This is a genomic window from Escherichia sp. WS1152 (genome assembly GCF_046487665.1).
GTDB lineage: Bacteria > Pseudomonadota > Gammaproteobacteria > Enterobacterales > Enterobacteriaceae > Escherichia > Escherichia coli.
The window spans coordinates 69,568-85,168 of record NZ_JBJQJA010000005.1 but is presented as its reverse complement, the minus strand read 5'-3'; the positions used below and the strand labels follow the sequence as shown (position 1 = coordinate 85,168).

General features: G+C 52.7%; 11 protein-coding genes. 3 read left to right on the top strand and 8 right to left on the bottom strand.

The window, feature by feature from the left end:
* Positions 1–32: 32 nt before the first annotated feature.
* Positions 33–2,738 (bottom strand): HTH-type transcriptional regulator MalT, encoded by a 2,706-nt coding sequence (gene malT / locus ACJHW7_RS09980; RefSeq protein ID WP_000906970.1) that lies wholly within the window; start codon positions 2,736–2,738, stop codon positions 33–35.
* Between the two features lie 611 nt (positions 2,739–3,349).
* On the opposite strand from malT, the gene malP reads away from it, so the two are divergent.
* Positions 3,350–5,743 carry a maltodextrin phosphorylase gene (gene malP, locus ACJHW7_RS09975; protein WP_000081909.1) on the top strand — a complete coding sequence of 798 codons (2,394 nt, stop codon included), beginning with the start codon at positions 3,350–3,352 and terminating at the stop codon, positions 5,741–5,743.
* A 9-nt stretch (positions 5,744–5,752) separates the two neighbouring features.
* Positions 5,753–7,837: a 4-alpha-glucanotransferase gene (malQ, locus tag ACJHW7_RS09970; protein WP_000444353.1), complete on the top strand. Its 2,085-nt coding sequence runs from the start codon at positions 5,753–5,755 to the stop codon at positions 7,835–7,837.
* A gap of 44 nt (positions 7,838–7,881) precedes the next feature.
* Here malQ and gntT read toward each other — a convergent pair whose 3' ends face one another.
* From gntT to gntX, 3 genes are all read right to left on the bottom strand, one after another.
* Entirely contained in the window at positions 7,882–9,198 is a 1,317-nt protein-coding gene (gene gntT, locus ACJHW7_RS09965; RefSeq protein WP_001131758.1) for a gluconate transporter, read from the bottom strand.
* Between the two features lie 359 nt (positions 9,199–9,557).
* Positions 9,558–10,133: a Fe-S biogenesis protein NfuA gene (gene nfuA / locus ACJHW7_RS09960; RefSeq protein ID WP_000619389.1), complete on the bottom strand. Its 576-nt coding sequence runs from the start codon at positions 10,131–10,133 to the stop codon at positions 9,558–9,560.
* Between the two features lie 58 nt (positions 10,134–10,191).
* A complete protein-coding gene (gntX, locus tag ACJHW7_RS09955) occupies positions 10,192–10,875 on the bottom strand; it encodes a DNA utilization protein GntX (protein WP_001402592.1) in 684 nt (227 codons plus the stop codon).
* 37 nt (positions 10,876–10,912) lie between these two features.
* On the opposite strand from gntX, the gene bioH reads away from it, so the two are divergent.
* A complete protein-coding gene (bioH, locus tag ACJHW7_RS09950; RefSeq protein ID WP_001060076.1) occupies positions 10,913–11,683 on the top strand; it encodes a pimeloyl-ACP methyl ester esterase BioH in 771 nt (256 codons plus the stop codon).
* 28 nt (positions 11,684–11,711) lie between these two features.
* On the opposite strand, the gene rpnA is transcribed toward bioH, so the two are convergent.
* From rpnA to feoA, 4 genes are all read right to left on the bottom strand, one after another.
* Complete coding sequence (rpnA, locus tag ACJHW7_RS09945; protein WP_000039059.1) at positions 11,712–12,590, bottom strand: recombination-promoting nuclease RpnA; 879 nt, start codon at positions 12,588–12,590, stop codon at positions 11,712–11,714.
* Positions 12,591–12,792: 202 nt separating this feature from the next.
* Positions 12,793–13,029 carry a [Fe-S]-dependent transcriptional repressor FeoC gene (gene feoC / locus ACJHW7_RS09940; protein WP_000157586.1) on the bottom strand — a complete coding sequence of 79 codons (237 nt, stop codon included), beginning with the start codon at positions 13,027–13,029 and terminating at the stop codon, positions 12,793–12,795.
* Positions 13,029–15,350, bottom strand: coding sequence for a Fe(2+) transporter permease subunit FeoB (feoB, locus tag ACJHW7_RS09935; RefSeq protein ID WP_000736997.1), 2,322 nt, complete (start codon positions 15,348–15,350; stop codon positions 13,029–13,031). Before feoB ends, feoC begins: the two co-directional genes overlap by 1 nt.
* A 16-nt stretch (positions 15,351–15,366) precedes the next feature.
* Positions 15,367–15,594 (bottom strand): ferrous iron transporter A, encoded by a 228-nt coding sequence (gene feoA / locus ACJHW7_RS09930; protein ID WP_001200455.1) that lies wholly within the window; start codon positions 15,592–15,594, stop codon positions 15,367–15,369.
* Positions 15,595–15,601 lie beyond the last annotated feature (7 nt).

Here is a 15,601-nt window from a genome sequence, read left to right as displayed (position 1 = left end):
TAAACCGGATCCAATGCATTATCCGGCTAAACTCACACCCCATAACCCATCATCTTCAGCAGTTTCTGCGCGTGCTGCACGGCAGCCTGACGGTGGGCGACGCCGAGTTTTTGGTACAGATTGCGGATATGCGTCTTGATGGTGGTTGCCGCCACTTCCAGTTCGCCCGCAATTTGTTCATTGCTGTAACCGGAGTAAATCAGCCCCAGGACCTGCCATTCACGTTGGGTCAACGGGCTGGTGCGGATCAGTTCTGGCACTTCCGGATGATTTAGCAGACGTTCAACGAAATTCTCATCGAAATGGGCGAATTTATGCCGATGATGTTGATTGATTTCTCGCAGAATACGCTGTGCGCGATGCTGTTCCAGTTCCGGCAGCGTATTGAGTTGAATCAGCTGGCGCAGTTGTTGCGCCATCGCTTCGCCTTCGATGACAAAATGGCTGATAAATCCGGTGCGATTCGCCAGTTTTAATGCGTCCAGCAACACGCGCTGGGCGTCACTTTTACGTCCGGCCTGCCAGTACAGTTGATTAAGCAGCAACAGGTTACGGTTGAGATCGCTCATCAACCGCAGACTGCGGGCATTTTCATTGAGTTCTTCGAGAACAATTTCCGCAGGTTCAAACTCGCCCAGCAAGATTTGTGCGCGGGCAATGTTGCGCCATTGACCTTGCAGGAAGTGGTTGTTCGCAAACTCCGGTTTAGCCGTATGACGCAACCAGTTGGCAGCGGCGGCTTTATCGCCGGTCATTTGCCAGTAAATCACCCGGACTTTGTTGGCGTTAGAGATCCAGTCGCTGTGATATTTGCCATTCCCCAGCAGGTTTTCCAGACGGTTCAGCTGGCTACGGGCGTTATCTAAATCACCACGGGCCAGCGAGCATTGAATCAACATTGCCAGGCACTGAAGCTGTTGCTGTGGCTGATAAGACGACAAGACTTCAATCCCGCTACGCGCCGACGCTTCGGCTTCATCCAGCCGTGCCCAGGCCCATAACAGTTGTGCTCGGATGCGCACCAGAAACTCATGCATCGGCAGCTGTTCCAGATGCTGCTCGTTGATCAGCTGGAACGCTTTTTCCTGTGTTTCCCACGCGGTTTGCAGGAACCCTTGGGCAAACAGAATTTCACTTTGCTGGATTAAACTCCATAAGGCGTAGTGCCAGACGTCGTGCTGGCGTGCCATCTGTTCGGTTTGCTGCATTAGCGCCAGTGAGCGGGTCAATTCGCCTTTGCAGTGCAGCACTTCACCCAGCACCGAGGTTGCCACAATGCGGCTATAGAACCAGCCCGGCGGCAGCTCTTCCAGTGCCAGTTTTGCCAGCCGTTCCGCTTCATCCGGATTACCATCGTTAATCGCCACCTGGGCGCGCAGAGCGTTAAATTCTGCGTGCATGGTGCCTTCTCTGATGTCCTTGATTTCATGTTCAGCACGGGCTAGCAGGGTGTTAACTTCGCCATAGCGATGTTGGCTTTGCATTAGCCACGCCTGCAATAACACTAACTGCGGATTTTCCAGCAAACTGTCCCACGGCAGGGCCTTAAGCGACTCTTCCAGCAGCGACAGTTCGCTATGGTTGAACAAACTCCAGGCGTGATTAAGCAGAATATCGCGCAGCATCAGCGCATCGCCTGCCGCCAGCGCATGATGAATCGCTTCGCTGGGAAATCCCTGGGCCATCCAGCTTTCTGCGGCGGCACGGTGGATTTCCGGCAGCTCCGCCGCCAGTTCCCACTGGCAGCGCTGGCGCAGGAAGTTGCCAAACAGCGGGTGATAGCAGAACCACTCGCCGGTATCATCCATCCGCTGTAAAAACAGCCCCTGACGCTCAATCTCTTCGAGACGCATTTGCCCGTTTTCTTCGCCGGTCACACGGGTGATGAGGGCATCGTTCATTGAGCGCAAAATGGCGCTTTTCAACAGAAAATGGCGCGTTGCGAGATCGACGTTATCCAAAACCTCATCGACCAGATAATCCGAAAGATGGCTGGCATTGATTCCCGCCAGGCGGCGTGCCGACTTATGGGCTGAGTGGGTATTCTGCCGGGCGGAGAGGGCGATTAGCTGTAGTGCCGTCGCCCAACCGGAAACGTCATCGCAAATCCGACTGCTTTCTGCAGCTTCAATCGGCGATGACAGACGGCAATCAAAAAACTGCTTCGCTTCCTGATGGGTAAATGCCAGTTGCTGACTGCCAATTTCCAGCAGTTGATCACGAACACGCAGATTGGCAATGCCCAGTTGCGGAAGGTTGCGTGACAACACCACCAGGGTGAGATTTTCTGGTTGATGGCGAATAAAGAAGCGCATTGACTCGTGGATCACTGGATTAGTGATCAGATGATAGTCATCGATGACCAGATAAAGTGGGCTATGCCATTCCGCCAGCTCAATGAAAAGCTGGGCGAAGAGTGACGTCAGGCTGGCATATTGCCGTTTTTGCGCCATCGTCTCACATATCGCACAGTGACCGTTGGTTGCCTGCTGCACGGCGGCAATGAGATAGCTGGCGAAACGCTCTTGCTGGTTATCACCTTCATCCAGCGAGTACCAGCCGATATCGTTTTTGCCTGCCGCCCACTGGGAAATGAGGGTGGTCTTTCCGTAGCCCGCAGGACTCGTGATCAGCGCCAGCCGGAAGTTGTTCGCGCCGGAAAGTTTAGCCAGCAGGCGCTCACGAACCACGGTATGGTCGAGTCGAACCGGACGACTTAGTTTTGACGGAATCAGCATAGTTAATCACTTCACTGTGGAAAATGAGGAAATATTATTTTTTTTGCGCTTCGTAATTAATGGTTATAAGGTCGGCCAGAAACCTTTCTAATGCAAGCGATGACGTTTTTTTATGTGTCTGAATTTGCACTGTGTCACAATTCCAAATCTTTATTAACAACTCACCTAAAACGACGCTGATCCAGCGTGAATACTGGTTTCCCTTATGTTCATCAGATTCATTTAAGCAAGGGTTTCTTCTTCATTCCTGATGAAAGTGCCATCTAAAAAGATGATCTTAATAAATCTATTAAGAATGAGATGGAGCACACTGGATATTTTACTTATGAAACTGTTTCACTCCTTTACTTAATTTATAGAGTTACCTTCCGCTTTTTGAAAATACGCAACGGCCATTTTTTGCACTTAGATACAGATTTTCTGCGCTGTATTGCATTGATTTGCTGCTAATCCTGTGGTTTGCACTAGCTTTAAGTGGTTGAGATCACATTTCCTTGCTCATCCCCGCAACTCCTCCCTGCCTAATCCCCCGCAGGATGAGGAAGGTCAACATCGAGCCTGGCAAACTAGCGATAACGTTGTGTTGAAAATCTAAGAAAAGTGGAACTCCTATGTCACAACCTATTTTTAACGATAAGCAATTTCAGGAAGCGCTTTCACGTCAGTGGCAGCGTTATGGCTTAAATTCTGCGGCTGAAATGACTCCTCGCCAGTGGTGGCTAGCAGTGAGTGAAGCACTGGCCGAAATGCTGCGTGCTCAGCCATTCGCCAAGCCGGTGGCGAATCAGCGACATGTTAACTACATCTCAATGGAGTTTTTGATTGGTCGCCTGACGGGCAACAACCTGTTGAATCTCGGCTGGTATCAGGATGTACAGGATTCGTTGAAGGCTTATGACATCAATCTGACGGACCTGCTGGAAGAAGAGATCGACCCGGCGCTGGGTAACGGTGGTCTGGGACGTCTGGCGGCGTGCTTCCTCGACTCAATGGCAACTGTCGGTCAGTCTGCGACGGGTTACGGTCTGAACTATCAATATGGTTTGTTCCGCCAGTCTTTTGTCGATGGCAAACAGGTTGAAGCGCCGGATGACTGGCATCGCAGTAACTACCCGTGGTTCCGCCACAACGAAGCACTGGATGTGCAGGTAGGGATTGGCGGTAAAGTGACGAAAGACGGACGCTGGGAGCCGGAGTTTACCATTACCGGTCAAGCGTGGGATCTCCCCGTTGTCGGCTATCGTAATGGCGTGGCGCAGCCGCTGCGTCTGTGGCAGGCGACGCACGCGCATCCGTTTGATCTGACTAAATTTAACGACGGTGATTTCCTGCGTGCCGAACAGCAGGGCATCAATGCGGAAAAACTGACCAAAGTTCTCTATCCAAACGACAACCATACTGCCGGTAAAAAGCTGCGCTTGATGCAGCAGTACTTCCAGTGTGCCTGTTCGGTAGCAGATATTTTGCGTCGCCATCATCTGGCGGGGCGTAAACTGCACGAACTGGCGGATTACGAAGTTATTCAGCTGAACGATACCCACCCAACTATCGCGATTCCAGAACTGCTGCGCGTGCTGATCGATGAGCACCAGATGAGCTGGGATGACGCCTGGGCCATTACCAGCAAAACTTTCGCTTACACCAACCATACCCTGATGCCAGAAGCGCTGGAACGCTGGGATGTGAAACTGGTGAAAGGCTTACTGCCGCGCCATATGCAGATTATTAACGAAATTAATACTCGCTTTAAAACGCTGGTGGAGAAAACCTGGCCGGGCGATGAAAAAGTGTGGGCCAAACTGGCGGTGGTGCACGATAAACAAGTGCATATGGCGAACCTGTGTGTGGTTGGCGGTTTCGCGGTGAACGGTGTTGCGGCGCTGCACTCGGATCTGGTGGTGAAAGATCTGTTCCCGGAATATCACCAGCTATGGCCGAACAAATTCCATAACGTCACCAACGGTATTACCCCACGTCGCTGGATCAAACAGTGCAACCCTGCACTGGCGGCTCTGTTGGATAAATCACTGCAAAAAGAGTGGGCTAACGATCTCGATCAGCTGATCAATCTGGAAAAATTCGCTGATGATGCGAAATTCCGTCAGCAATATCGCGAGATCAAGCAGGCGAATAAAGTCCGTCTGGCGGAGTTTGTGAAAGTTCGTACCGGTATTGAGATCAATCCACAGGCGATTTTCGATATTCAGATCAAACGTCTGCATGAGTACAAACGCCAGCACCTGAATCTGCTGCATATTCTGGCGTTGTACAAAGAAATTCGTGAAAACCCGCAGGCTGATCGCGTACCGCGCGTCTTCCTCTTCGGCGCGAAAGCGGCACCGGGCTACTACCTGGCGAAGAATATTATCTTTGCGATCAACAAAGTGGCTGACGTGATCAACAACGATCCACTGGTTGGCGATAAGTTGAAGGTGGTGTTCCTGCCGGATTATTGCGTTTCGGCGGCGGAAAAACTGATCCCGGCGGCGGATATCTCCGAACAAATTTCGACTGCAGGTAAAGAAGCTTCCGGTACCGGCAATATGAAACTGGCGCTCAATGGTGCGCTTACTGTCGGTACGCTGGATGGTGCGAACGTTGAAATCGCCGAGAAAGTCGGTGAAGAAAATATCTTTATTTTTGGTCATACCGTGGAACAAGTGAAGGCTATTCTGGCCAAAGGCTACGACCCGGTGAAATGGCGGAAGAAAGATAAGGTGCTGGACGCAGTATTGAAAGAGCTGGAAAGCGGTAAATACAGCGACGGCGATAAGCATGCCTTCGACCAGATGCTGCACAGTATCGGCAAACAAGGCGGCGATCCGTATCTGGTGATGGCGGATTTCGCAGCCTATGTTGAGGCACAAAAGCAGGTGGATGTGCTGTACCGCGACCAGGAGGCCTGGACTCGCGCGGCGATCCTCAATACCGCCCGCTGCGGTATGTTTAGCTCGGATCGCTCTATTCGCGATTATCAGGCTCGTATCTGGCAGGCAAAACGCTAAGGAAGCTCGATGGAAAGCAAACGTCTGGATAATGCCGCGCTGGCGGCGGGGATTAGCCCCAATTACATCAATGCCCACGGTAAACCGCAGTCGATTAGCGCCGAAACCAAACGGCGTTTGCTTGACGCGATGCATCAACGTACCGCCACGAAAGTGGCGGTAACGCCAGTCCCGAATGTCATGGTTTATACCAGCGGCAAAAAAATGCCGATGGTGGTGGAGGGCAGCGGCGAATATAGCTGGCTGCTGACCACCGAAGAAGGAACACAGTACAAAGGCCATGTAACGGGGGGCAAAGCGTTCAATCTACCGACGAAGCTGCCGGAAGGTTATCACACGCTGACACTCACCCAGGACGACCAGCGCGCGCATTGCCGGGTGATTGTCGCCCCGAAACGCTGTTACGAACCGCAGGCGTTGCTGAATAAACAAAAGCTGTGGGGTGCCTGCGTTCAGCTTTATACGCTGCGATCGGAAAAAAACTGGGGTATTGGGGATTTTGGCGATCTCAAAGCGATGCTGGTGGATGTGGCAAAACGTGGCGGGTCGTTCATCGGCCTGAACCCGATTCATGCGCTCTATCCGGCAAATCCGGAGAGTGCCAGCCCATACAGCCCGTCTTCTCGCCGTTGGCTGAATGTGATTTATATCGACGTTAACGCCGTTGAAGATTTCCATCTTAGCGAAGAGGCTCAGGCCTGGTGGCAGTTGCCGACCACGCAACAGACGCTGCAACAGGCGCGCGATGCCGACTGGGTCGATTACTCCACGGTTACCGCCCTAAAAATGACAGCATTACGAATGGCGTGGAAAGGTTTCGCGCAACGTGATGATGAGCAGATGACCGCGTTTCGCCAGTTTGTTGCAGAGCAGGGCGACAGCCTGTTCTGGCAGGCAGCCTTTGATGCGCTACATGCCCAGCAAGTGAAAGAGGACGAAATGCGCTGGGGCTGGCCTGCATGGCCAGAGATGTATCAGAACGTGGATTCACCAGAAGTGCGTCAGTTCTGCGAAGAACATCGTAATGACGTCGATTTTTATCTCTGGTTGCAGTGGCTGGCTTACAGCCAGTTTGCCGCCTGCTGGGAGATAAGCCAGGGCTATGAAATGCCGATTGGCTTGTATCGTGATCTGGCGGTTGGCGTAGCGGAAGGTGGGGCGGAAACCTGGTGTGATCGTGAACTATATTGCCTGAAAGCGTCGGTTGGCGCGCCGCCGGATATCCTCGGCCCGTTGGGGCAGAACTGGGGATTACCGCCAATGGACCCGCATATCATCACCGCGCGTGCCTATGAACCGTTTATCGAGCTGTTGCGTGCCAATATGCAAAACTGCGGCGCATTACGAATTGACCATGTGATGTCGATGCTGCGTTTGTGGTGGATACCGTATGGCGAGACGGCAGATCAGGGCGCGTATGTTCACTATCCGGTGGATGATCTGCTCTCGATTCTGGCACTCGAAAGTAAACGTCATCGCTGTATGGTGATTGGTGAAGATCTCGGTACCGTACCGGTAGAGATTGTCGGTAAGCTGCGCAGCAGCGGTGTGTACTCCTACAAAGTGCTCTATTTCGAAAACGACCACGAGAAGACGTTCCGTGCACCGAAAGCGTATCCGGAGCAGTCGATGGCGGTTGCGGCGACACATGACCTGCCTACGCTGCGCGGTTACTGGGAGAGCGGGGATCTAACGTTGGGCAAAACCCTGGGGCTGTATCCGGATGAAGTGGTACTGCGCGGTCTGTATCAGGATCGCGAACTGGCGAAGCAAGGGCTGCTGGATGCACTGCATAAATATGGTTGTCTGCCAAAACGTGCCGGGCATAAGGCATCGTTGATGTCGATGACGCCGACGCTGAACCGTGGTTTGCAGCGCTACATTGCCGACAGTAACAGTGCTCTGTTAGGACTACAGCCGGAAGACTGGCTGGATATGGCCGAACCGGTGAATATTCCTGGCACCAGTTACCAGTATAAAAACTGGCGACGCAAGCTTTCCGCAACGCTTGAGTCGATGTTTGCCGATGATGGCGTGAACAAGTTGCTGAAGGATTTGGACAGACGGCGCAGAGCTGCAGCGAAGAAGAAGTAGAGTGCGGTTGATGCCGGATGCGATGCATCCGGCAGTCAGTGTTATCAAATCACCATATTCAGCAGCAGACAGCCTACCAGACCGCACACCGAGATAATGGTTTCCAGCATCGACCAGGATTTGATGGTCTCGCCGATAGTCAGGTTAAAGTACTCTTTGAACAGCCAGAAGCCCGGATCGTTCACATGAGAGAAAATCACACTACCGGAACCCACCGCAATAACCATCAGCTCCGGGCTAACACCCGTCGTTGCAATCAGCGGTGCCGCGATACCACCCGCAGTGATTGCCGCAACGGTTGCGGAACCCAGCGCGATACGCAGTACGGCAGCAATCGACCAGGCCATCAGCAGCGGAGAAATGTTGGTTTCGTGCATCATGGAAGCAATGTATTTGTCCACGCCGCTGTCTACCAGCACCTGCTTGAACGCACCGCCACCACCGATGATCAACAGCATCATCGCAATGATTTTGATGGAAGAAACCAGCGTGTCGTTAATCTGATCCATTGAACGACCACGGTTTAGACCAAAGGTGAACATCGCAATCAGCACGGCAATCAGCGTTGCCATTACCGGGTCACCGAGGAACTCCGCTACCGGCAGGAAAGCGTGACCTTTCGGCAGGATCATTTCGGCAATCGCACGCATCGCCATCAGTACTACCGGCACCAGAGAGGTCCAGACGCTGACGCCAAAGCTCGGCATCTCTTCTTCGCTGAAGGTTTTCGCGCTGTAGAGACCTTCCGGAATTGGCTTATCGATACCTTTCAACACGCGAGCGTAAACCGGACCGGCGAGAATCACGGTCGGGATTGCCAGAATAGTACCGTACAGCAGGGTTTTACCCATATCGGCATTGAAAATGGTGGCAATCGCAGTCGGACCCGGATGCGGTGGCAGGAAGCCGTGGGTCACAGACAGTGCAGCCGCCATTGGTACACCAACATACAGCAGTGGAATATTCGCAGAAGCCGCGATGGTAAACACCAGCGGCAGCATCAGCACAAAGCCCACTTCATAGAACAGGGCAAAACCAACGGTAAAACCGGTCAGTACCACCGCCCACTGGATGTGTTTTTTACCAAATTTGGCAATCAGCGTGGTGGCGATACGTTGTGCGCCACCGCAGTCTGCCAGCATTTTGCCCAGCATTGCGCCAAAACCCATGATCAGGGCAAGGCTACCGAGCGTCCCGCCGACACCGGCTTTGATGGAGCCAATAACTTTATCCAGCGGCATTCCTTGCATTAATCCAACAGCAAGCGCCACGAGGACGAGAGCGATGAAGCCGTTCATTTTGAAGCGGATCATCAGGAGCAACAACAAGATTACACCGATAGCAACAATGACTAATGGCATGATTTACCTGGCCTTTCATTTGTTATGGGTAACGTCAATTTTCTGACGACAAACTCTAATTATCCCAATCGGGAACAGAGATATTGCGGCACCACGACTGATACCCACTAAAACTAATTATTGTAGTCAGATGTCAGGAGTATGTTTGGTACCCATGTGAATGATACGGGTAACATCTGGCGTTTGAGAATCACCAGAGCGGGGTAAATTTAAATTATGAGAGGTTGGTCATATTATCGCGGGGAAACGAACCGAGGATTTGACAAAGCAATGCTGCGCCAACGTCTGGCACATGTTCAACGTAGGCCCGAAATGACGCTTTAGCGTCGCATCGGGCAATCTACAAAAGAGGGGATAACTTAGTAGTAGGAGTGTTCGCCGCGCTGGTGTTCGGTGAGATCGCGCACACCTTTCAGCTCCGGGAATTCGTTCAGCAGCTGCTTCTCGATCCCTTCTTTCAGCGTCACATCGACCATGGAACAACCGTTACAGCCGCCGCCAAATTGCAGAATGGCGTAACCGTCTTCGGTGATTTCCATCAGCGAAACGCGACCACCGTGACCAGCAAGCTGTGGGTTGATCTGCGACTGCAGCATATACTCCACGCGCTCCATCAGCGGTGCATCGTCTGCCACTTTACGCATTTTGGCGTTCGGGGCTTTCAGCGTTAACTGAGAACCCAACTGGTCGGTAACAAAGTCGATCTCTGCATCTTCCAGGTATGGTGCGCTTAACTCATCAACATACGCGGTCAGCAGGTCAAATTTCAGGGCAGTGTCGGTGGCTTCCACGGCATCCGGCGGACAATAAGAAACACCACATTCAGCGTTAGGCGTGCCAGGGTTAATCACAAATACGCGGATTTGTGTCCCTTCTTCCTGATTTGCCAGCAGTTTGGCAAAGTGCGCTTGTGCAGCATCGGAAATACGGATCATAGTAATGGCCTAATAGTTGACTATTTTAGTTGGTTATAATACGCCCATCATCGAGGCTCTACAAGGTTCGACAAAGGCACCAGACCTGGACAGTCGCCGCACCATTGCGTAAAAGCAACTGCGCAATCTCTGCGACGGTACTTCCGGTGGTAACGACATCATCCACAATCACCATATGGCGACCTTGCACGGGCAATTCAAGACGAAAGGCATTTTTCAGGTTGCGCTTGCGCAGCCGGGCACTGAGAAAATGCTGGGTCGCAGTGGCCCGTGTACGTGTGACGGCTTCGCTATCCCATTGGCAGTGCAACCAGCGTGATAACGGCTGACACAGCAAATCGCTCTGATTAAATCCCCGACGCCAGTGACGCCGCTGCCATAACGGAACGCTGATGATGCGATCCGGCAATTGCAACCCGGTGGTGCGACGAGCGTGTAAGACTTCCAATAGTAACAGACGTGACAGGGCGCTGGCGATTTCACTGCGCCGGGAAAATTTAAGCTGGTGGATAAGCGGACTTAACGGCGGCGCATAGTCGGCAACCGTGACCAGTCTTTGCCAGAGCGGCGGTTTTTGCAGGCAGCGACCGCAGGGAAGATGGGAGTGTGTGGCGGGTAATCCACATTGTGGGCATAACGTTTTATCTGTGCGGGTGGCGCGTGAACAGACCGAACAAATCCCCCAATGACCTAACGCCAGTGGCATTCGGCATAGCCAGCATAATCCCGGTACTGTTAGCATATGTTCATCCTTGTGAGTCAAAAGAGAACAATAGCGGATGAATAACATCTGGTGGCAGACCAAAGGTCAGGGGAATGTTCATCTTGTGCTGCTGCACGGATGGGGACTGAATGCCGAAGTGTGGCGTTGCATTGACGAGGAACTTAGCTCGCATTTTACGCTGCACCTTGTTGACCTGCCCGGCTTCGGGCGTAGCCGGGGATTTGGTGCGCTGTCACTTGCTGATATGGCCGAAGCCGTGCTGCAACAGGCACCTGATAAAGCCATTTGGTTAGGCTGGAGTCTGGGCGGGCTGGTGGCAAGCCAAATTGTTTTAACCCATCCCGAGCGTGTTCAGGCGCTGGTCACCGTGGCGTCGTCACCTTGTTTTAGTGCTCGTGACGAGTGGCCGGGGATAAAACCGGACGTGCTGGCGGGATTTCAGCAGCAACTCAGTGATGATTTTCAGCGTACAGTGGAGCGGTTCCTGGCGTTACAAACCATGGGGACTGAAACGGCGCGCCAGGATGCGCGGGCGTTGAAGAAAACCGTTCTGGCGTTACCGATGCCGGAGGTTGACGTGCTTAATGGCGGGCTGGAAATCCTGAAAACGGTCGATCTCCGTCAGCCGCTGCAAAACGTGTCCATGCCGTTTTTGCGATTGTATGGCTATCTCGACGGTCTGGTGCCGCGCAAAGTGGTGCCGATGCTGGATAAACTTTGGCCTCACAGCGAATCATATATCTTCGCCAAAGCGGCCCATGCGCCGTTTATTTCGCATCCGGTCGAGTTTTGTCACCTGCTGGTGGCGTTGAAGCAGAGGGTGTAGGCAACTTTTGAAATGGCGAGACAGAAATTTACTGGCTCGCCGCAGCCAACTCTTCTTCTGACACCCCGGTAAAGCGCATGATGTCTGTAAGAGGGACTCCGGATTCAAGCATTATTTTGGCTATATGCAGGGCTTTGGATTGTTCCCCCTCCTGCCGCAATCTTTCCGCAATTGTCATTAAACTCTCCTTGTGTTTCGGTGAACGTTCGGCAACGCCGTCGATAAAATCGTTAAAACGTACCGCGTCGCCGGTTTGCAGTATGTAATTAAACAGCCCTTTGATTTGTCTGTCATTAGCGTATCCACTACTTAATAAGCAGGCCATTTGCTCTACCAGCCCCATCAGGTCGCGTTGGCGAATATGTTTTTGAATTAACTCCAGCAGCGCCATACGTCGGTGCTGCATGATTTCATCATCAGGCATGACGGTGACATCAATCAGCGGAAATGCGGAGGCATAAAGCTGCCTTGCCAGTTTGGGATCGGCGAAACAATCCAGCCAAGACAGCGAATAGGGATAGGGGCTTTCAATACCGTGGTAAAACAACAATAGCACCACCATCGGCAACGTTTTGTATCCAGCATCAAGGTGATTTTGCATTGCGGCAATAGCGTAACGCATCATGCGAAATGCGATCAGTTTGTTTGAGGTGCTTTGATGTTCAATCAGACAATAGATGTATCCTGGTCCTTGTTCCGTTTTCACCGACCACAGCACATCGGAATAGCTTTCACGCAGATCGTCATCAATAAAGCTGCTCGACTCCAGCTTGAGGGTTTTCATATCACAGAGCGCGTGAATGGGGGCCGGTAAATGGAACGCAAGAAAATCGCGAGCCGTGTCCGGTTGGCGTAAAAAGAGTTTGAACAGCGCATCATGTGGGGTGGAACTCTGCTTTTTACTCATGGCGTTCCTTCACCTGTTGTTTGAATGCCGCGACTCTACGCGCCACTTCACATCTGTGCATTAGCGAGTTTTCATCCCTGCGAGATGCTTTCAAAGGAACTTACGCCGTGCTGCAAGAGTTGCATTTTTATGGAAAGCCGCACGCAAAAAAGCCCGGATGCAGACGCATACCGGGCTTTCCAAAACAGGCGATGGAGTAAGGTTAACGCAGCGCCCACCACTCGCGCAGACAGGCTTTTCCTTCCGGGCAGCTTTTACAACTGCCAGAGAGGCAGCCGTCAGGTTCTTCCTGAATCCGCACGGCTTTGCCCATACTTTCCAGTTGTTGCAGCATGGCGTTAATCATTGGCTGTGGAGTGTTCAATGTCTGGCTTATCTGGGCCGCTTCCATACGGCCCCGTAACGCCAGCAAATCGCGCACCTGAATAAGTGAAGCCATTAATGGCAATCACCGGTGGTGCTGGCTGCGCAGCAACTGCTTACCGACTTGCGGGTTGCCAGCAGTTCGATATCCACCCGGCTACGCGCGCGGCGCAGCAGACCGATAACCACGATGTTAAACAGGATAACCGCCAGAATGCACACCAGGCTGTAAGTTGGATGCTGACTGTAGCTGGCGACCTGATAGAACAATGTTGCCAGTGAGTAAGCGATATTCAGCCCCCACAGGATGGAGAAGCCCATCCAGCCACGGCTTGATTCACGGGCGATAGCCCCCATCACCGAGATACACGGTACATACAGCAGGACGAAAATCAGGTAGCTGTATGCGGCAGCTGCGCTACCGAATTTCTGATCCATCACGCCCATCGCCCCGGTACCCATTTCGCCGTCGCCTTTGCTAGCTTCAATGGGGTTCATCAGTACGCTAAGGCTGAAGGTGTCTTTCAGGCTCTGCCAGGTTTCATCTACCGCACTGAACAGCTCTTCACCGAGGTTGAATTCCGCCGGATTGAACTCTTCGTCCTGAATATTTTCTGCGGTGTAGAGGGTGTTGAGCGTACCCACCACCACTTCTTTCGCCATTGCGCCCGTAAACAGGCCAACCGTTGCCTGCCAGTTATCTTCATGTACGCCAATCGGCTTGAAGACCGGGGTGATCACCCGGCTGACGGAAGCCAGCGCCGAGTCGTTGATGTTATCGACGATTTTCCCGCTCAGCGAGAAGCTGTTGAAAGCGCTCAGGAAAATGCTGACGATGATGATCACTTTACCAGCACGCAGAACGAAGCCTTTCAGACGCTGCCAGGTCTGGATAATCAGGCTTTTAACGTGTGGTACATGATAGACCGGCAACTCCATGACAAACGGCGTCGCTTCACCGCGCATGATGGTGTACTTGAGCATCAGGCCAGTCAGCACCGCCATCACAATACCCAGCATATACAGCGAGAAGACCGCCAGCGCACCGTTCTGCCCGAAGAAGGCAGCCGCGAATACTGCGAAGATAGCCAGACGCGCGCCGCAGGACATAAACGGTGCCATCATGATGGTCATCAGACGTTCACGCGGTGCATCAAGCGTACGTGCACCCATTACCGACGGTACGTTACAACCGAAACCGACGATCAGCGGCACAAAGGATTTCCCCGGCAAGCCCAGCGCCTGCATCAGACGGTCCATCACAAACGCCGCACGCGCCATATACCCGGAGTCCTCAAGGAAGGAGAGGAACAGGTACATCATGCCAATCTGCGGCACCAGTGGCAGCACGGTGTTAATGCCGCCACCCAGGCCCTGGGCGAGGAAGATAGTCAGCCAGTCCGGGAAGTGGAGCGTGTAGCCAATCCATTGAATACCATGCACAAATAGCGCCACGGAGCCGACGTCAAACAGCGGCTGTAACGCCCCGCCGATGTTGATAGCCAGCAGGAACATCAGGTACATCACAAAGAGGAAAATCGGCAGACCGAGGAAACGGTTGAGCACGATTTTATCTACCGCAGTGGTGAAACGGCTGGGTTCTGCCGTCAGGGTGTTGCTTACCACATCACAGATGGCAGCAATGCACTGGTAACGCGCATCGGCAATGTGCAGCGCCGGATCGTCCATCTCATTACGCAGACGGGCGAGGGCGGCATCAAGATGCTGCGACGCTTCACCGGCGTAGGCGCGGCTGTAGATATCGCCTTCCAGCATTTGCAGGCCCAGCCAGCGACGTTGTTTCAGCGGGATGTCGGAAGGCATCACTTTTGCCAGTGAATCTGCTTCGTTGAGCAGCGGCTGTGCGTAATGCACCAGTTCTACATTGTCGTTAGCTTTATAGCGGTCAATCGCCAGTTTCAGAGCTTCGATACCGCGACCACGCGTGGAAACCAGCGGGATCACCGGGCAGCCAAGACGCGCCGACAGCGCATCAATTTCAATACGAATATTTTGCTTCTCGGCAATGTCGAGCATGTTCAGTGCCACGATGCAGGGAATGCCGAGTTCCAGCAGTTGCAGCGTCAGGTACAGGTTACGCTCAAGGTTAGAAGCATCCACCACGTTAATCAGCAGGTCTGCGTCGCCACTCAAAATGTAGTGACAGGCGATTTGCTCATCGAGCGAGGTCTGCGATGAGATGGTGGTCAGGGAATAGGTGCCGGGCAGGTCCACCAGCGTGACCTGATGATCGGTGGTGGAGAATTGCCCTTCTTTACGTTCGACGGTAACGCCAGCCCAGTTACCTACACGCTGACGTGCGCCAGTGAGCTGGTTAAATAAGGTTGTCTTGCCAGAATTTGGATTACCAATTAAGCCAATGGTTAATTTTTTCATTGTTGTTATCACCGTATTAACAGGAAACCGCTTCCACTTCTAATAAGGCCAGATCTTTTTTGCGTAATACCAGGCTCACACGACGGGTTTCGATATGAATGGGGTCGCCGAGTGGAGCGACGCGCACCACATTAAAAGAGGAGCCAGGTAACATGCCTAGAGAAAGCAGTTTTTGACGATATGCCGGGCTGATTTCACGGGAAAAGCCAGTGATTTTCCACGCAGTATCTGGAGTGTATTGCATAGGTGCC